Raw genomic sequence first — 18,222 nt, forward strand, 5'->3', positions numbered from 1 at the left:
CCTGCGGAAGCCAAACCATGCGCACGTGCGCGAGAGTCGCACTTCGCGGTCACAGCACTGCAAGCGCCAGCGCTGACGGCCGCAAGTCAGTGTTGCCCTACGTAAGCCAAAGCATGCGTACGTGCGCGAGATAAGTGAGAAGGCCGCACGCGCCGAACGGTTAGGCTGGTTCTGATGGACAGCGTTAGCTGCGGGCCGCGGGCTGCTGTCAGACGCATACCGTAAACGATGAGTTAGTGCCGCCTCGCAGGCCGATCCACCGCAGAACGATGAGCCATCGTCGACATAAAGCAACGTCCTCAACCCGCTGCAGGCGCATTGAGGAAAGTTCCGCGGCGTCAACGTCCACGGGGCATCACGCTCCGGTATCTCCAGCCACCCAGCATTTCCAGTCACCCGGCACTTTCAGGCGCTGAAGTGATTCACTCTTTAGACGTGAATGCTTCTCTGGCTCCTTAAGCTCTCGGCACCATTACCAATGCCAACTCAAACTGCCAGCGCTGTCGCTGTGCAGCCGTGGCTCACCCGCTTTGCCTTACCAATGTGCCGACATCCAAACACCGCGCGCCACTCGGTGTGCGGGCACAACAAAAACCCCGCTTCAGCGGGGTTTTTGTCTTCTCGGCGCGCTAGGGCAGTTGACGGGGATGTTTAGTCGCCCAGCGTCAGGAGCGATGCGTTGCCGCCTGCTGCGGTAGTGTTGACGGTGACGACCTTCTCTGTGGCAAAGCGGAGCAGGTAGTGCGGTCCCCCGGCTTTCGGACCGGTGCCGGACAGGCCCTGGCCGCCGAAGGGCTGCACACCGACCACGGCGCCGATCTGATTGCGGTTGACGTAGACGTTGCCAACCGCGACGCGCGATGTAATGCGGTCGATGGTCTCGTCGATGCGCGAATGCACGCCCAGCGTCAGGCCGTAGCCGGTTGCGTTGATCTGGTCGATGACAGCATCGAGCTGATCGGCTTTCCAGCGGATCACATGCAGCACGGGACCGAAGACCTCGCGTTGCAGCTGACTCAGCGACATCAGTTCATAAGCGCGCGGGGCGAAGAAGCTGCCATGCGCGGCGCGCTCATCCAGCTGGGTGGTTCCGATCAAACGCGCTTCGCGGTCCATACGGGCTGCATGATCGTCGAGAATCTTGAGCGCATCTGCATCGATCACCGGGCCAACGTCGGTCGAAAGCAAGCCAGGGTCGCCAATCTTCAGCTCGCCCATCGCACCGGCGAGCATGGTCATGACCTTGTCGGCGATGTCGTCCTGGACGAACAACACGCGTGCCGCCGAGCAGCGCTGTCCGGCGGAGATGAAGGCGCTGGAAATTGCATCCTTCACCACGGCTTCGGGCAGCGACGACGAGTCGGCGATAAAGGCGTTCTGGCCACCGGTCTCGGCGATCAACACGCCGATGGCGGCGTCGCGCGCGGCCAGGGTGCGGTTGATGATGCGTGCGGTTTCGGTGGAACCGGTGAACGCCACACCCGCCACGCGCGGGTCGTTGGTCAGTGCAGTGCCCACGGTAGCGCCCTCGCCGGGCAGGAATTGCACGGCAGCCTCCGGTACGCCGGCCTCGTGCAGCAGCTTCACTGCTGCGTAGCCGATCAGATTGGTCTGCTCGGCGGGCTTGGCGATCACGCTGTTGCCGGCAGCGAGCGCGGCGGCGACCTGGCCAAGGAAAATCGCCAGCGGGAAGTTCCAGGGGCTGATGCAGACGAACACGCCGCGACCGTGCAGTTGCAGTTCGTTGGACTCGCCGGTCGGCCCGGGTAGACGCTCGGGTGCGCCGAATTGCGCGCGTGCCTGGCCTGCGTAGTAGCGCAGGAAGTCCACCGCCTCGCGCACTTCGGCCACAGCGTCAGGCAGCGTCTTGCCGGCCTCCTTGACGCAGATGGCCATGAAGTCGGGCATGCGCGCTTCGAGCAGGTCGGCGGCGTGTTCCAGGATGGTGGCGCGGCTCGCCGCCGGAGTGCGATTCCAGCCCGGTTGGGCTGCAGCCGCCGAGGCGAGCGCCTTCTGCACCGTCGCCGGATCGGCCGCTTGCCAATGGCCCACGGTCTCGCGGCGATCGGCCGGGTTCGGCACTGCTTCGCTCGGCGTGCTGATCACCGCACCCGGTACCAGCGGCGCCGCCTTCCATGGTTTGACGGCGGCATTGAGTTGCTCGGCCAGCTGCCGCAGATCGTTGTCGTTGGCGAGATTGGCGCCCATGGAGTTCTTCCTGTTCTGGTTCTGGCTGCGCAACAGGTCGGTCGGCAGCGGGATCTTGGGATGCGGGATGGAAGCGAACGATGACACCGCCTCGACCGGATCGCGAATCAGGTCTTCGATGGCGACGTCCTCATCGGTGATGCGATTGACGAAGCTGGAGTTGGCGCCGTTTTCGAGCAGGCGACGCACCAGGTAGGGCAGCAGATCTTCGTGCGACCCCACCGGTGCATACACGCGGCATGGCAATCCCAGACGATCGGCGGGGATCACCTCGGCATACAGGTCGTCGCCCATGCCGTGCAATTTCTGGTGCTCGTAGGTCTTGCCGGCGGAGATCGCGCGTACCGCGGCGATGGTCTGCGCGTTGTGGGTGGCGAACATCGGATACAGCGCGTCGCTGTGCGCAAACATGCGCCGTGCGCAGGCCAGGTAGGACACATCGGTGTTCTGCTTGCGCGTAAACACCGGGTAGCCCGGATGACCTTCGATCTGTGCGCGCTTGATTTCCGCATCCCAGTACGCGCCCTTGACCAGGCGCACCGGAATACGACGTCCGACGCGCCGCGCCAGGTCGGCCAGGAAATCGATCGTGTAAGGCGTGCGCTTCTGGTATGCCTGCACTGCCAGCCCGTACCCTTCCCAGCCATCGAGCGACGGGTCGGAGAAGGTGGCTTCGATGATATCCAGCGACAGCTCCAGACGATCGGCCTCTTCCGCATCGACGGTGTAGCCAATGCCGTAGGACTTGGCCAGCTGCGCGAGCTCCAGCACGCCGGGCGCAAGTTCGGCCATCACGCGTGCGCGCTTGGCGTGTTCATAGCGCGGATACAACGCGGACAACTTGATCGAAATGCTGGGGGCGGCGAACACATCGGTGCCGACGAAGCTGCCGCTGCGACCGATCGCATGGATGGCATCGCGATAGGCCTGCAGATAGCGATGCGCGTCCTTCATGGTCAACGCGCCTTCGCCGAGCATGTCGAACGAATAGCGGTAGTCGGCGTTGTCGCCCTTGCGCGAACGCGACAGCGCCTCGCCGATGGTACGGCCCATGACGAACTGGTGGCCCATGATCTTCATCGCCTGCCGCACGGCCAGACGAATCACCGGCTCGCCAACGCGGCCGATCAGGCGCTTGAAGGCACCGGGCACATCCGCACGGGTGAGGTCGTTGAGTTGTACCAGCCTGCCAGTGAGCATCAGGCCCCAGGTCGATGCGTTGACCAGCACCGAGTCGCTGCCGCCCATGTGCTTTTTCCAGTCGGCATCGCCGAGCTTGTCGCGGATCAGCTTGTCTGCGGTGTCCTGATCGGGAATGCGCAGCAAGGCTTCGGCCACGCACATCAGCAGCACGCCTTCCTCGCTGCCCAGGTCGTACTGACGCATGAAGGCTTCGATCGCGCCCTGGTCCTGCGCGCGGGCACGCACGCGGGTGACCAAGTCGGCGGCCAGTGCCTGCACCTTGGCCTGTTCTGCAGCTGGCAAGCGTGCCTGGTCGAGCAGTTCGTGCACGTGTTCGGCTTCGTCCTTGAGCCAGGCAGCGGTGATGGCCGCGCGCAATGCACCGGGCGCGACCGGCAATTCGGGCGCAAGCAGCGGCGGCGCTGGGGTGGTAGAGGCAAGCGGGTCGAGCTGAGCGTTCATACGAGAGGTGCCTGGGAATCCTTGCGCATTCTAGAGAGAGCGGGCACCGGCACACTTGTGTGGAAGCGGCAGCTTTCCCGCCGTTTTGTGCAGGTCGCCCACGCGTGTGCTGGCGTGCGCGTTTCAGGGCGTGCACGGTCGGCCACTTCGGTGAAGTAATTGATTTCCACGCATTTTTAGCTGCACTGCAGCAAAGCGTCGATCGTCGGAAACGCTTGCCGCATGCGTTGGCGCGGGTCTACCATCGGGCTGTTCCCGCAGTACGCTGCGTGTTGCCAATGATTGAAGTGCTGCCGTTGATGTCCGAAGGGGTTGGGACGCAATTGCGGTTGCGGCCTCCGCGGGCGCTGTCGGCCAGGCAATTCGTGCTGTTGTTTGCAGTTCTTGCAGGAACGATGTGGTTATTTGCGGGCCTGGGGTGGTGGACCGGCAATGCATTCGCGCCGGTGTTCGCCCTGTTGCACAGTGGTGTGGTGGCGTTGGCGCTACGGCAGTTATGGCGAAGTGGCGAGCGCGAAGAAGCGATCCAGGTAGGGGAGACCGCCGTTGAGGTGTTTCCGTCCGGGCATGCGCCACCAGCGTTTCAGGCACATCCGCACTGGGTGCGGCTATGCATGGAACGCGACGACAGGGTGCTGTTGGTAAGCAGCGGCAGGCAGATCGAGATCGGAAGTTTTCTCGGGCCGGCCGAACGTGTGGAACTGGCAGATACGCTGAAACGCTTGCTCGCGGCCGCCAATGGCCGTCACCGATGACGTAAGGGTCTAGGCAATGACGCAACGCAGCAGCTGGAAGTCGACGTATACAAGGGTGGGCCTGGCGATGGCAGCGCTGGTCGGCACGCCGCTCGCGTGGGCGCAATCGGCCGATCCCAAGGAATGGCAGCTCAATATGGGCCGCGGCGTCACCCAGACCGCACGTATGGCCTACGAGGCGCACATGGTGGCGCTGTGGGTCTGCGTGGTGATCGGTGCGCTGGTGTTCGGGGCGATGGGCTACGCGATCTTCAAGTTCCGCAAGTCCAAGGGCGCGGTGGCTGCACAGTTCAGCCACAACACGCGGGCCGAGGTGCTGTGGACAGTAATTCCGGTAGTGGTGCTGATTGCGATGGCATGGCCGGCGACGGCCAAGCTGATTGCGATGTACGACACGCGCGAGTCGGAAATGACCGTTAAGGTCACCGGTTACCAGTGGATGTGGAAATACGAATATCTGGGCCAGGGTGTGGAATTCACCAGCCGTCTTGCGCGCGAATCGGACCGCATCCGGCAAAGCGGCGAACGTCCCACGGTAGCGTCGCAACCGCATTATCTGCTCGACGTCGATAATCGCCTGGTCTTGCCGGTCGATACCAAGATCCGTTTCGTGATCACCGCCGACGACGTGATCCATGCGTGGTGGGTGCCGGCCCTTGGCTGGAAGCAGGACGCCATCCCCGGCATCGTCAACGAGGCATGGACCAATATCGAGCAGCCGGGCGTGTACCGCGGACAATGCGCGGAACTATGCGGCAAGGATCATGGCTTCATGCCGATCGTGGTCGAAGCGTTGCCCAAGGCCGAGTTCCAGCGTTGGCTGGCGTCGCGTCGCAGCGCTGCCAGCACCGTGCCCGCTGCATCGCCGGCAGCGACTCCCACGCCGGCTGCACCAGCGACAGCACCCACCGGTGAGGCTGCGTCTGCGGCAGCACCGGCAGCACCACCTGCCGCACCGACCGCCGCTCTCTAACACCGCTCGCAACCGTACCGCTTCGCAGAGGTCGTTCCGTCATGGCGCATACCGCAGTCGATCACCACGGACACCACCAGCCCGGCTTCGTCGAGCGCTGGTTCTTTTCGACCAATCACAAGGACATCGGCACGCTGTATCTGCTGTTCTCCTTCGTGATGTTCATCATCGGTGCGGCGATGAGCGTGGTGATCCGCGCTGAACTCATGCAGCCGGGCCTGCAGTTCGTCAAGCCCGAATTCTTCAACCAGATGACCACCGTGCACGCGCTGGTGATGATCTTCGGCGGGGTGATGCCGGCCTTCGTCGGCCTGGCGAACTGGATGATTCCGCTGCAGATCGGCGCGCCGGACATGGCGCTGCCGCGCATGAACAACTGGTCGTTCTGGTTGTTGCCGGTCGCCTTCACCTTGTTGCTGCTGACCTTGTTCCTGCCCGGCGGCGCGCCTGCCGGCGGCTGGACGCTGTATCCGCCACTGTCGCTGCAGGGCGGCTACAACGTGGCCTTCAGCGTGTTCGCGATCCACGTGGCCGGCGTCAGTTCGATCATGGGGGCGATCAACATCATCGCCACCGTGCTCAACATGCGCGCGCCAGGCATCGATCTGCTGAAGATGCCGATCTTCTGCTGGGCGTGGCTGATCACTGCCTTCCTGCTGATCGCGGTGATGCCGGTGCTGGCCGGTGCGGTCACCATGCTGCTGACCGACAAGTTCTTCGGCACCAGCTTCTTCAATGCGGCCGGCGGCGGCGATCCGGTGATGTACCAGCACATCTTCTGGTTCTTCGGGCACCCGGAGGTCTACATCATGATCCTGCCGGCGTTTGGCGTGGTCAGCGAAATCATCCCCACCTTCAGCCGCAAGCCGCTGTTCGGCTATCAGGCGATGGTCTATGCGATCGCGGCGATCGCGTTCTTGAGCTTCATCGTGTGGGCGCACCACATGTTCACCGTGGGCATGCCGCTCGGTGGCGAAATCTACTTCATGTTCGCCACGATGCTGATCTCCATCCCGACCGGGGTGAAGGTGTTCAACTGGGTCAGCACGATGTGGAAGGGCTCGCTGACGTTCGAGTCGCCGATGCTGTGGGCGGTGGCGTTCGTGATCCTTTTCAGCATTGGTGGTTTCTCCGGGCTGATGCTGGCGATCGTGCCGGCCGACTTCCAGTATCACGATACCTATTTTGTGGTGGCGCATTTCCATTACGTGCTGGTCACCGGTGCGGTGTTCGCCTTGATTGCCGCGGTGTATTACTGGTGGCCCAAGTGGACCGGGCGCATGTACAACGAGGCCTGGGCCAAGTTCCATTTCTGGTGGACGATGATCTTCGTCAACCTGTTGTTTTTCCCGCAGCACTTCCTCGGGCTGGCCGGCATGCCGCGGCGCATCCCCGACTACAACGTGGTGTTTGCCGACTGGAATCTGGTCAGCTCGATCGGTGCGTTCGGCATGTTCGCAACGCCATTCCTGATGGCTGCCATTCTGTTGGCATCGCTGCGCAGCGGCGCCCGTGCCGATGCGCGGGCCTGGGAAGGCGCAAAGGGGCTGGAATGGACGGTGCCTTCGCCTGCGCCGGCGCACACCTTTACCGTGCCGCCGGTCATCAAGCCTGGAGATCTTGCGCATGAAGACATCGGCCACTGAGTCGGCGTCGGAGCCGGCGGTGACGCGTCTACTCTCCGCTGCGGAGCGGCAGGCGCAGCAGCGGCGTGCAGTACGCCGCACCGCAATCACGGTGGGCATCGTTGCGCTGCTGATCTATGCAGGCTTCATTGCCTCGGGCGTCATCGGCCGATGACCGCACGCGCGCCCACGCATGCGCCGACCGCTGGCTTGTTCAAGCTGCTGGGCGTGGTGCTGGGCGTGTTCGTGCTGACATTTTCGCTGGTGCCGCTGTATCGCATCGCGTGCGAAAAAGTCTTCGGTATTCGCATGGAACGCGCACCGGGGAGCGCCCGCGAAGGTACGTCCAATGCGGTGGGCGGTGGCAAACGCACCGTGCGCGTGGAGTTCGATGCCGGGGTCAATTCGAAACTGCCATGGACCTTCCATCCCGAGCAGATGACGATGGACGTGGTGCCGGGCGAGCTCAACGAGGCGCTGTATTTCGCGCGCAACGACAGCAAGCGCGCAGTGGTGGGGAGCGCGGTGCCATCGGTTGCGCCGGCGCGAGCGTCCGGCTATTTCAACAAGACCGAATGCTTCTGCTTCACCGCGCAGACGCTGCAGGCCGGGGAGACACGCGACATGCCGCTACGTTTCATCGTGGACCCTGCGCTGCCTGCGGAAGTCACCACAATCACGTTGTCGTACACGTTCTATCGCAATGACGCGCTGACCTCGGAACTGCAGGGCGGTGCCGTGTCCGGCACGCCGCGCGCGGCGCCGTAACCTTCATCCACCCGCACCACGACACGGAAGCAACGCCATGGCCGATCACAGTCCCAACGCCGATGCGTATTTCGTCCCGACGCAGAGCAAATGGCCCTTCGTCGGGTCGATTGCGATGTTCGTGATGATGATTGGGGTGGCCAGTTGGCTCAACGACGCGGCATGGGGGCGCTGGACATTCTTTGCCGGCATGGCGATGTTGCTGGCGACCTTGTTCATGTGGTTTGGCGACGTCATTCGCGAGTCCAATGCAGGCAACTACAACCGTCAGGTGGACGGCTCGTTCCGCATGGGGATGGTGTGGTTTATCTTTTCCGAGGTGATGTTTTTCGGTGCCTTCTTCGGTGCGCTGTTCTACACGCGCGTGCTGACGCTGCCCTGGCTGGGTGGTGAAGGCGATGGCGTCATGACCAACGAGCTGCTGTGGAACGGGTATTCCGCTGCCTGGCCGACCAATGGTCCGGGCACGATCGGCGGCCAATTCCAGACCATTCCGGCCTGGGGATTGCCGCTGATCAATACGCTGATCCTGCTCAGCTCCGGCGTGACGCTGACCATCGCCCATCACGCGCTGAAGGGCGGTCGGCGCGGTGCGCTGCTGCTGTGGCTGGGGTTGACCGTGCTGCTGGGTTGCGTGTTCCTGTTCCTGCAGGCGGAGGAATACATCCACGCCTACACCGAACTCAATCTCACACTGGGTTCGGGCATCTACGGCTCCACGTTCTTCATGCTCACCGGCTTCCACGGCATGCATGTGCTGCTGGGCACGATCATGCTGGCGGTGATGTGGCTGCGTGCGGCCAAGGGTCACTTCACTCGCGACAATCACTTCGCATTCGAAGCGGCCGCGTGGTACTGGCACTTCGTCGACGTGGTGTGGCTGGCGCTGTTCCTGTTCGTGTATGTGCTTTAAGGGCAGTGATTCGGGATTCGGGATTGGGGATTGGCAAGAGCGATCCGCAAGAGCAATCCGCTTTTGCTTTTACGAATCCCTGATGTCGAATCCCCAATCCCGTCGGCCGCGTCAGCGGCCGATGCCATGTGGCTTGATCCAGCCGGTGTAGATGCCGATGATCACGATGGCGATCAGTGCAACTGACAATCCAATGCGCCAGGTCAGTGCGTTGACGGTGCGTTTGGTCTGGCCGCGGTCGGTCAGCAGGTAGTAGAGACCGGCACCCAGGTTCCACAGGATCACGATCAGGAAGGCGACAATCAGCAGCGTCTTGAGCGAATCGTTCACAGCAGCCCCGGTGGTCGTCGACGTGGTCCGGGCATTGCACGCTTTTTTGCGTCGCTTGTCATGACGCGCAAGCACACGGCGATCCTGGGGTGGGCGTTGGCAGTGCTGGTGAGCGCGGGGTTTGCTGCGCTTGGGCAATGGCAACTGCAGCGCATGCACAGCAAGCAGGCGTTGCTGGAACGCGCAGCGCATGTGCGTGAGACGCCGTTGACGCTGGCGCAGGCAATGGCCGCACGGCAGCAGCTGGCCTGGGTGAGCGGAGATGTGCAGTTCTTGCCGCAGCAGGTGCTGCTGGACAATCAATTGCATGCCGGGCGTGCCGGTGTGCGTGTCTACCAGCTTGCCGCCGCGCAGGGGACATCGCGCACCTTGTTGGTCGACCTGGGCTGGCTGCCGTTGCCGGCGAACCGGCAACTGCCGAACATCGCTGCCCTCCAAGGTACGCGCGAGGTGCGGGGGCTGTTGAGCGCGCCGCCGTCGTCCGGCCTGGCGATCGGGCCGGCGCTGGCGCCCACCGCCACGTCCGACGCCTGGTTGGCGACGCGGCTGGATGCGCAGGCGGTGCGCAGCGCGCTGGGAAGGCGCGACATTTCGTCGCAGGTATTGCGCCTGGATCCAGCCGTGCCGGTCGGTTATGCGCGTGATCTGGAGATGCTGCCGAACACGCTGCCGCCCGCGCGGCACTTGGGTTACGCGGTGCAATGGTTCGGCCTGGCCGCAGCGGTGCTGGCCACTGCGACGCTGCTGACGTGGCGTGCGCGGCGCCGTCGGCGGCGCGGGCACTGACCCGCGCGGCATGAGAAAATCGCCGGCATGACCTCTCCTACATCGGCCACGCCGCACTCGGTCAAACGCGGCCGCAGGATGCTGATTGCCCTGGCAGTGCTGTTCTTCGGCTCGATGTTGCTGGCCGGCGTGCTGCGCTTTGCCGGTTGGCAGCCGGCGTCGATGCGCAACAACGGACAATTGCTCAATCCGCCCGCCGACCTGCGTGCGCTGGTGCCGGTACGCGCGGACGGCAAGCCGTACGCGTGGGCGCCTGGCGAACGCATCTGGCGGATCGCGCTGGCGCCGCCGGCAGACTGCGCGCAGCGCTGCGTGGCATTGGCCGCAGAACTGGACAAGGTCTGGCAACTGCTGGGGCATCGCGCCGACAAGGTGGAGGTGCTGTGGATCGGTACGCCGCCGGCCGGTCTGCCGCCGATGCCGGCCTTGCGCGTGCTGCGCGACGACGCCTCGCTGCGGGGCGCACTGCCGCGTGGTAACGATGCCGCTGGCGTGCCGGTGTATGTGATCGACCCCAACGGCTTCGTGATCCTGCGCTATGCCCCGGGGTTCGACCCGGCCGGCTTGCGTGCGGATCTGGTCAAGCTGCTGAAATTGATGTGAGCCCGTCTCGATGAATCTGTTTGCGCCACCGGTATTGTTCCGCCACTTCCACCGCATGGCCTGGCTTGCGGCGCTGTTCACTGCGAGCACGATTCTGTTCGGGTCGTTCGTGCGCCTGTCCGACGCCGGCATGAGCTGTCCGGACTGGCCGACCTGCTATGGCCGCGTCACCTGGCCGCAGACCACCGACGAAGCCAACACGCACGTGGCCAGCAAGATCCGCCCGCTGGAATCGCACAAGGCCTGGCGCGAGCAGGTGCACCGCTTCCTGGCCGGCGCGCTGGGGGTGGAAGTGCTGGTGCTGTCGCTGCTGGCCGCGCGTCGCCGGCGCATGGGCATTGCGCAGGTGGTGTCGGCAGCGGCGCTGGTGGCGCTCTCGATCCCCTTGTACATGTCCGGCTGGCACATGCCGGCAATGGGTGTAGCGCTCGCCGGCGAGGCGATCCTGCTGCTGGCGGCGCTGCGCTGGAGCAATATCGATCTGGCGCGTGCGGCGGTGCTGACGCTGGCGGTGGTGATCTTCCAGGCGCTGCTGGGGATGTGGACGGTGACGCTGCTGCTCAAGCCCATCGTGGTGATGGGCCATCTGCTCGGCGGCATGCTGATGTTCTCGTTGCTGGTGTGGATGGCATGGCGGGCGACCCATTTGCCGATCACGCTGGCCGACGCTTCGCGGCTGAAGTGGCTGCTGCGCCTGGGTGTGGCGGTGCTGGGCCTGCAGATCGCGCTGGGCGGCTGGGTCAGTGCCAATTACGCGGCGCTGGCCTGCGGCGGCGGCAGCTGGTCTGCCGACAACTTCCCGCGTTGCGTCAGCCAGTGGTGGCCGCCGCATGACTTCCGCGAAGGCTTCACGCTGTGGCGCGGGATCGGGGTGGATTACGAGGGCGGCGTGCTCGATGGCGCAGCGCGCATCGCGATCCAGATGGCGCATCGGTTGTGGGCGATCGCGACCGCGTTGTACCTGTGGTGGCTGGCGTGGCGTCTGTCGCGTTCGCCGGGCATGCGCGTGTGGGCGAGTGCGCTGGCGGTGCTGGTGGCGGTGCAGGTGACGCTGGGCATGCTCAACGTCAAGCTGGCCTTGCCGCTGGAGGTGTCGGTGCTGCACAACGGCGGCGCGGTGGCCTTGCTGTTCGTGCTGGTGTCGTTATTGGCGCGGCTGCGCGCGCCGGAGTGAGCATGGCTGTCAGCGCACGCGATTATTGGGATCTGACCAAACCGAAGGTGGTGGCACTGATCGTGTTCACTGCGTTGGTGGGCATGTTCCTGGCCATTCCCGGCGTCCCCACCTGGGCACAGGTACGCGCGGGCACCTTGGGGTTTGTGGGGATCTGGCTGGCCGCCTCGGCGGCGGCGGCGATCAATCAGTTGCTCGATGCCAAGATCGACGCGCAGATGGCGCGCACCTCCTGGCGTCCGTTGGTGGTGGGCAAGGTGCGGCCGTGGCAGGTGATGGTCTTTGCCAGCGTCTTGATTGCGATCTCCATGACCATGCTGGTGGTCTGGGTGAATGTCATCACCGCGGTGCTGACCTTCGCCTCGATGATCGGCTATGCAGTGATCTACACCGTCTACCTGAAACGGGCGACCTCGCAGAACATCGTGATCGGCGGGCTGGCCGGCGCTACGCCGCCGATGCTTGGCTGGGCGGCGGTGACCGGGCTGCCGACCACGGCCGACTGGATCAATGCCTCCATCCTGGTGCTGATCATCTTCATCTGGACGCCGCCGCATTTCTGGGCGCTGGCGATCTTCCGGCGCGCCGACTACGCCAAGGCGGCGATCCCGATGTTGCCGGTGACCCACGGTGTGCCGCATACGCGCAAGCAGATCTTCATCTACACGATCGTGTTGGCCATCGTGACCCTGCTGCCGGTGGCGGTGGGCATGAGCGGGGTGTTCTATCTGGGCGGCGCGGTGGTGCTCAACGCGGTGTTCCTCTGGTATGCGTGGCGCATGCTGGACCCGCCGGACGAACTGTTTTCGATGAAGATGTTCGGCTATTCCATCGTGTATCTGATGGCGCTGTTCGCCTTCTTGATGGTCGATCACCTGCTGTTGCCCTGGGTGCGCTAGTCGCCGCGGTGGCGCGAGCGGCAGCGCTGTAGATCCGCCGCCAAGCACGCTTGTACAAACCAGCGCATCCCTGCAGCGCATGCCGAACATGGCGAGGGGGCGTTGAACAGACGGGCCCACTGCGCTGCGTCCAAGCCAATCGCGGCGTCAGCGTCAGCCGACGCCGCGATTTCAGCTTCGCCCGGTTGATTGATCCATCACGCGTTGCCAGCAACAGCCACGCTGCGCCGCGCCACCTCAGCTCAGCTCAGCCAGCTGGCGCACTCGGTGGTGTTCTTGCTATCGCAGCTGGATTGCATTTTCTGTTGCAGTCGCGTCAGCACTGCGCTGCCTTCCCGGCGATGCTGCTTGCTCCAGGTCTTCAGTGCGGTGCCGAGCGTGGCCAAGCGCTGCCGGGTGCGTTGCCGGTAGCCATCCGGTTGGCCAGCCAGCTCGCCGATCACCCGCGTGGCGGCGCTCTCGATGCCAGCGGTGTCGTCGGGGCTGAGCCGGATCAGCCCATCCACGTACATCACGCCCCACTGCACCCGGGTGGCAGGGCCTTGCGCGCTTTCGTAGGCCTTCCTGAGCCAGGACAGCGCAGTCTTCTTGTCGCCCCGCTGTTCGGCCAGATCCGCCAGCTCGGGCATGTAGTAGTAGGGCGTCTTGCTGCGCGACAGCTCCGCCAGCAGCAGTTGCTCGGCACCGCTGGCATCGCCGGCTTCTCCCAGCAACGCCGCGGCGGTGCTGATGGTGGACTGGCGCTCCTCATCGGTGTTGGCCGCGTCGCTGGCCCATTGCACGCGCTGGCGCACGAGATCGGACACCTCGGTTGGAAGCGGCGGCTGCGGGCCTTTGGCTTGCGTCTCGGTGGGCTGACCTTGCGCCAGGCGTGCCAGCTGGATGCGGGCATACGCTGTGCCGAGCCGGTCGGAGATCGGGAGTGAAGTGTCGGCGTAGACCTTGTCCAAGGCCTGATTCAGTGCGTTGGAGAGCGTAGCGCGTACGCCCGCCTCGTTGCTGGCGGCCGTGATCAGGCGTGCGGGCACATAGCTCAGGGTACCGAGATTGGCGCGCACCTCGGCCGGGTCGGCCAGCACCGCTTCCAGCAAGGTGCGATTGGCCGGGTTGGCAGCTGGCGGGTCCTTTGCGGCGCTAATGGCGGCCAGGGCAAAGCTGCGTTGCAGCGCCGGTTGCGGCGCCGACTTGGAGAGCCGGGTCAGGACATTGGCGGCGTCGGCGGGCTTGACCAGCCGGTCGTCGGTGCCCCAGGCATAGTTGCCGAGCACGGCCCAGTCGTCCGCGCTGAGCTGTTGCGGCGTGTGCAGCGCCTTATCGAGCAATTGCTGGGCGGTACTGGTGCTCTTGGCGGCGGCCCGCAACACATCGACCAGGCGCGCGTTATCGGCATCGCCGGCCAGCCGGGTGACTTCGCTGTGATCCGGGCGCAGCACGATGATGGTGGGATAGCCCTTGACCCCGAAGCGCTCGCCCCAGGCCTGCGCGCCTTCGGAATCGCCATCCAGGTGCACGGCGACAAATTGCTGGGTACGCGCGATGAAGGCTGGGTCCTTGAACAGGGTGGCCTTCAGTCGATTGCAGGGCGGGCACCAGGCCGCGCCCCAGTACAGCAGGATCGGCTTGCCGCTTTCCTTCGCTTCGGCGAAGGCGTCTTCCACGTCGCCCTCGCGCCAGGCGATGCTGGCAGCGGGCGCTGGCGTGGATGCAGCCTTGGTCTGCGCGGGAGCCGCGGGCGGGGCGGGCTTGTTGCAGGCAGTCAGCGTGGCCAGCACCGCCAGCAGCGCGATCAAGGACGGGGAGGGGCGTCGAAACGACAGCGTCATGACAGTCACCGTGGGGCGGCAGGAGGTCGATCGAGCACTCTAGCGAGCGCTGGCGCGCGCATGCGGACGTGCGTGATAACCGTTGTATATCTGCTTACAACCCGGACCTTCCGGCGATGCGAACTGCTGTCACGCGATGCGCAGCGGCTGGGCGCTGATGGTGCACCGTCAATGCGCCCCGGGCGCGCCTTGCGGCTCGTCTGGTGCATTGCGTGCATAACGCGCGGCCACAAACGCGCACACGATCAGCTGCAACTGGTGATACAGCATGATCGGCAACACGATCGCGCCCAGACCGCCACCGGCAAACATCACCTTGGCCATCGGTACGCCGGTGGCCAGGCTCTTCTTCGAGCCGCAAAACACGATGGCGATCTCGTCGGCGCGGTTGAAGCCCAGCCGGCGCGCAATGAAGGTGATCGACAGCATGGCCACTGCCAGCAACAGCGCCGCCGCGCCCAGCACTGCGAGCAATGCCGGCAGTGGCGTCTTCTGCCACAGCCCTTCGTTCACCGACGCGCTGAAGGCGGTGTAGACCACCAGCAGGATGGTGCCCTGGTCGGTATAGCGCAGCACCGCGCGATGGCGCTCGACCCAACCGCCGATCCACGGGCGCATGAAATGCCCCGCCAGAAATGGCACCAGCAGCTGCAGCAGGATCTTGCCGATGGCCTCGGCCGGGTGTGCCATCGCGCCCTGGCTGCCGACCATGGCGCCCATCAGCAACGGAGTGAAAAACACGCCCAGCAGGCTGGAAAGCGAGGCCGCGCACACCGCGGCCGGCACGTTGCCGCGCGCCATCGAGGTAAAGGCGATCGACGACTGCACCGTGGACGGCAACGCACACAGGAACAGCACGCCGATATAGAGCTCCGGCGTCAGTGCGATATGCGCCAGTGGCTTGAACAACAGGCCGAGCAGCGGAAACAGCACGAACGTGCAGGCCAGGATCACCAGATGCAGGCGCCAATGCAGCGCGCCGGCCTTGACCGCTTCGCGCGACAGCCGTGCGCCGTGCAGGAAGAACAGCGCGGCGATCGCCACATCGGTGACATCGTCCATGATCGCGGCGGCAGCGCCGGAAACCGGCAACAACGAGGCGAGCGTGACCGTGCACAGCAGCGCGAGGGTGAAGGGGTCAATGCGCAACCGCGCCAGCAGCTTCTTCATCGAGATCCGACGGTATCGCGCGATTGTGCGCCTGGAGCGGACCATTCTACGACGCGTGCGGGCGCTGCCTAAGCCTGTGTCGTCGTGGCTGCCGGGCTTGCGCAGCTTCTCAGCGCTGCGGTTGGACGCCGAGTTGCTTGCGCACCGCCGCTTCCAGCGACGGCTGCATGCCGGCATCGCGTCCGACCTGCAAGGCCTGTTCGCTGCTGGCTCCCTCGCGTGCGGCGAGCAGGGCCAGCAGTGCGCCCGCACGATTGCCGGTGGCGCAGTGCAGTAACACCGCGCCGTGCTGCTGTTGATCGAGCACCCGCTGCAACGTGCGTACGGCCTCCGGGGTGAGTGCATCGGCATTGCGGATCGGCAGGCGGACATAGCGCAGGCCCAGTGCGTCGGTGGCTGCGATCTCGTCGTAGCCGCGTGGCTCCTCCGGGGCACGCAGATCGATCACGGTGGTAACGCCCTGGGCCGCGGCTTCTCGCAGGCGCGCCTGCGTGGGCTGGCCGGAACTGACCAGATCGCGGACCGTGTCTGTGGGCCTTGCCTGCGCCAGCGCGGCGCCGCCGAGCAGCGCGACGCACCAGGCCGCATGGCGCAGGCGGTGGTGCATCACAACGCGGCGAGCGCCTTGAGCAGCTCGCGCATTTCGTATTTGTCGGTGTTGTCCAGGCCCTGCGCGCGCTGTTTGGCCTGCAGTTCTTCCACGCGCTGACGCAGCAATTGCTTGTCGAGCTGGGCGACGACGTCGTGCAACTCGATCGCCCAGCTATGTTCGTCGCCGGGAAGCTCCTGTGCGGCCAGTTTCTGCAGCGCGACCAGTTCCTCGCGCTCGGCGAAGTGCTCCAGCAGCGCGCCGGTGCTGATTTCCGGCCGTTGCCGTACCAGCGCGAGCAGCTCCATCAACAACTCGATGCCGGGTAGGCGCAGACCGGAAAAATCGTGGTCGCCTTCCAGGCTCATCGCCAGCGAGGGTTGTTGCAACAGGATGGCGATCGATGCGCGCACCAGGCTGCGTTTCTGGGTGGGCGCCCCCATGCGCGCGGGCGGCCGTGCCTTTGGCGAGGACTGTGGCGCGGATGTGCTCGCGCCCACCCCGGTCATGCGCGCCAGTTCCTGCTTCATCAGATCGCCGAACGCGCCTTCGGGAATCTGCGCCAGCATCGGCTTTGCGCGTTCGGCCAGCCGCGCCTTGCCGTCCAGCGTGTGCAGGTTGATCTCGCGCGACATCTCGTCGAAAAAGAACTGCGACAGCGGCGTGGCCTGCTTCAGGCGCTGATCGAAGGCCTGCGCGCCTTCCTTGCGCACGATGGTGTCCGGATCCTCGCCGTCGGGCAGGAACAGGAAGAACGCCTGGCGGCCGTCCTTCATGCGCGGCAGCACCGATTCGAGCGCGCGCCAACCGGCCTTGCGCCCGGCGTTGTCGCCATCGAAGCAGAAGTACACATCCGGCGCATTGCGGAACAAGAGTTCGGCATGCTCGGGCGTGGTGGCGGTGCCCAGCGTGGCCACCGCCTGGGTCACGCCGAACTGGAACAGCGAGACCACGTCCATGTAGCCCTCGACCACGATCAGCCGCTCGATCTTCTGGTTGGCCTGGCGCACCTGCCACAGGCCGTACAACTCGCGGCCCTTGTGGAACAGCGCGGTTTCCGGCGAATTGAGGTACTTCGGCCCCGGGTCGCGGCCATCGGCCGGCACACCCATGATGCGACCGCCGAAGGCGATCACCCGGCCACGGCGGTCGAAGATCGGAAACATCACCCGGTCGCGGAACTTGTCGTAGACGTGGCCGCGATCGTTCTTGGAAAACAGCCCGGCGCGTTCGAGCACGCTCATGCGACGCGCATCGGTGCCCAGGGTGTCCTTCAATGCGCTGTAGCCATCGGGCGCATAGCCGATCTGGAAACGCGCACGGTTCTCCGCATCCACACCGCGCCCATCCAGATACTCGACCGCGCGCGCGCTGCCTTCGAGCTGACGCTGGAAGAACTTGGTGGCCGCTTCCAGTGCCGAATACAGCTCGCGGCTGTCGTCCTGCTGCTGCGGCGTACGCTGCTGGGTGTCGCGCGGGATCTCCATGCCGGCGCGCTTGGCCAGCTCGTCGACCGCATCGAGAAACTCGAGGCGGTCGTAATTCATCAAAAAGCTGATCGCCGTGCCATGCGCGCCGCAGCCGAAGCAGTGATAGAACTGCTTGGTTGGCGATACGGTGAACGAGGCCGAGCGCTCGTCGTGGAACGGGCAACGTGCCGAATATTCCTTGCCCTGGCGCTTGAGCGGCACGCGGCCGCCCACCACCTCGACGATGTCGGTGCGTGCGAGCAGTTCGTCGATGAATGCGTCGGGGATGCGGGCCATCCCGCTAGGATATCGCAGCGGCCGGCGGCCGCCTTGCTTTAGAGCGGCTAACAAAACNNGGTGCTCGGAATCGGCATGTACCACTCGTACACTGCGGTTCCTGCGCGCCGTCCACACCCGCCTGACGACTGCTCGCTACGTTTTGTTAGCCACTCTTAGAGGGCGCGCGCCTGCGTTGCCGCTGCCCGCATCAGCT

Annotated in this window: 16 protein-coding genes and 1 other RNA gene; 11 read left to right on the forward strand and 6 right to left on the reverse strand. The window is 64.9% G+C overall.

Annotation, left to right across the window (positions count from 1 at the left end):
- Positions 1-651: 651 nt before the first annotated feature.
- Positions 652-3,852 (reverse strand): bifunctional proline dehydrogenase/L-glutamate gamma-semialdehyde dehydrogenase PutA, encoded by a 3,201-nt coding sequence (gene putA / locus Y887_RS10255; RefSeq protein WP_046964235.1) that lies wholly within the window; start codon positions 3,850-3,852, stop codon positions 652-654.
- Positions 3,853-4,130: 278 nt separating this feature from the next.
- On the opposite strand from putA, the gene Y887_RS10260 reads away from it, so the two are divergent.
- From Y887_RS10260 to Y887_RS10285, 6 genes are read left to right on the forward strand one after another with little or no spacing between them, the layout of a single operon-like run.
- The gene (locus tag Y887_RS10260; RefSeq protein ID WP_046964236.1) at positions 4,131-4,607 is read left to right on the forward strand and encodes a DUF2244 domain-containing protein; all 477 of its coding nucleotides are present in this window, start codon (positions 4,131-4,133) and stop codon (positions 4,605-4,607) included.
- A 16-nt stretch (positions 4,608-4,623) separates the two neighbouring features.
- On the forward strand, positions 4,624-5,580 hold the full coding sequence (coxB, locus tag Y887_RS10265; RefSeq protein WP_046964237.1) for a cytochrome c oxidase subunit II: 957 nt from the start codon (positions 4,624-4,626) through the stop codon (positions 5,578-5,580).
- A gap of 41 nt (positions 5,581-5,621) precedes the next feature.
- Positions 5,622-7,226: a cytochrome c oxidase subunit I gene (gene ctaD / locus Y887_RS10270; protein ID WP_046964238.1), complete on the forward strand. Its 1,605-nt coding sequence runs from the start codon at positions 5,622-5,624 to the stop codon at positions 7,224-7,226.
- Between the two features lie 19 nt (positions 7,227-7,245).
- The gene (locus tag Y887_RS21440) at positions 7,246-7,380 is read left to right on the forward strand and encodes a hypothetical protein (RefSeq protein WP_260287821.1); all 135 of its coding nucleotides are present in this window, start codon (positions 7,246-7,248) and stop codon (positions 7,378-7,380) included.
- Entirely contained in the window at positions 7,377-7,973 is a 597-nt protein-coding gene (locus Y887_RS10280; protein WP_046964240.1) for a cytochrome c oxidase assembly protein, read from the forward strand. Before Y887_RS21440 ends, Y887_RS10280 begins: the two co-directional genes overlap by 4 nt.
- A 37-nt stretch (positions 7,974-8,010) precedes the next feature.
- Complete coding sequence (locus Y887_RS10285) at positions 8,011-8,886, forward strand: cytochrome c oxidase subunit 3 (protein WP_046964241.1); 876 nt, start codon at positions 8,011-8,013, stop codon at positions 8,884-8,886.
- Positions 8,887-8,997: 111 nt separating this feature from the next.
- Here Y887_RS10285 and Y887_RS10290 read toward each other — a convergent pair whose 3' ends face one another.
- Positions 8,998-9,216, reverse strand: coding sequence for a twin transmembrane helix small protein (locus Y887_RS10290; RefSeq protein WP_005996896.1), 219 nt, complete (start codon positions 9,214-9,216; stop codon positions 8,998-9,000).
- Between the two features lie 60 nt (positions 9,217-9,276).
- Here Y887_RS10290 and Y887_RS10295 point away from each other — a divergent pair, with 60 nt between their 5' ends.
- From Y887_RS10295 to cyoE, 4 genes are read left to right on the forward strand one after another with little or no spacing between them, the layout of a single operon-like run.
- Complete coding sequence (locus Y887_RS10295) at positions 9,277-10,002, forward strand: SURF1 family protein (protein ID WP_046964242.1); 726 nt, start codon at positions 9,277-9,279, stop codon at positions 10,000-10,002.
- A 27-nt stretch (positions 10,003-10,029) separates the two neighbouring features.
- Positions 10,030-10,605, forward strand: a complete 576-nt coding sequence (locus Y887_RS10300) for a redox-active disulfide-containing membrane protein (RefSeq protein WP_046964243.1) — start codon at positions 10,030-10,032, stop codon at positions 10,603-10,605.
- 10 nt (positions 10,606-10,615) lie between these two features.
- The gene (locus Y887_RS10305) at positions 10,616-11,779 is read left to right on the forward strand and encodes a COX15/CtaA family protein (protein ID WP_046964244.1); all 1,164 of its coding nucleotides are present in this window, start codon (positions 10,616-10,618) and stop codon (positions 11,777-11,779) included.
- Between the two features lie 2 nt (positions 11,780-11,781).
- Positions 11,782-12,678: a heme o synthase gene (gene cyoE, locus Y887_RS10310; protein ID WP_046964245.1), complete on the forward strand. Its 897-nt coding sequence runs from the start codon at positions 11,782-11,784 to the stop codon at positions 12,676-12,678.
- Between the two features lie 242 nt (positions 12,679-12,920).
- Here the strand turns inward: cyoE and Y887_RS10315 are convergent, their stop codons facing one another.
- From Y887_RS10315 to dnaG, 4 genes are all read right to left on the reverse strand, one after another.
- Positions 12,921-14,501, reverse strand: coding sequence for a thioredoxin family protein (locus tag Y887_RS10315; protein ID WP_046964246.1), 1,581 nt, complete (start codon positions 14,499-14,501; stop codon positions 12,921-12,923).
- A 168-nt stretch (positions 14,502-14,669) separates the two neighbouring features.
- Positions 14,670-15,716, reverse strand: a complete 1,047-nt coding sequence (locus Y887_RS10320) for a bile acid:sodium symporter family protein (protein WP_046964247.1) — start codon at positions 15,714-15,716, stop codon at positions 14,670-14,672.
- A 64-nt stretch (positions 15,717-15,780) separates the two neighbouring features.
- Positions 15,781-16,278, reverse strand: a complete 498-nt coding sequence (locus Y887_RS10325) for a fused DSP-PTPase phosphatase/NAD kinase-like protein (RefSeq protein WP_046964248.1) — start codon at positions 16,276-16,278, stop codon at positions 15,781-15,783.
- Positions 16,278-18,026: a DNA primase gene (gene dnaG / locus Y887_RS10330; protein WP_046964249.1), complete on the reverse strand. Its 1,749-nt coding sequence runs from the start codon at positions 18,024-18,026 to the stop codon at positions 16,278-16,280. Before dnaG ends, Y887_RS10325 begins: the two co-directional genes overlap by 1 nt.
- 75 nt (positions 18,027-18,101) lie before the next feature.
- Here dnaG and Y887_RS19020 point away from each other — a divergent pair.
- Positions 18,102-18,177: non-coding RNA, sX9 sRNA (locus tag Y887_RS19020), on the forward strand.
- Positions 18,178-18,222 lie beyond the last annotated feature (45 nt).

Origin of the sequence: Xanthomonas pisi DSM 18956, from assembly GCF_001010415.1 — a bacterium.
GTDB classification, from domain to species: domain Bacteria; phylum Pseudomonadota; class Gammaproteobacteria; order Xanthomonadales; family Xanthomonadaceae; genus Xanthomonas; species Xanthomonas pisi.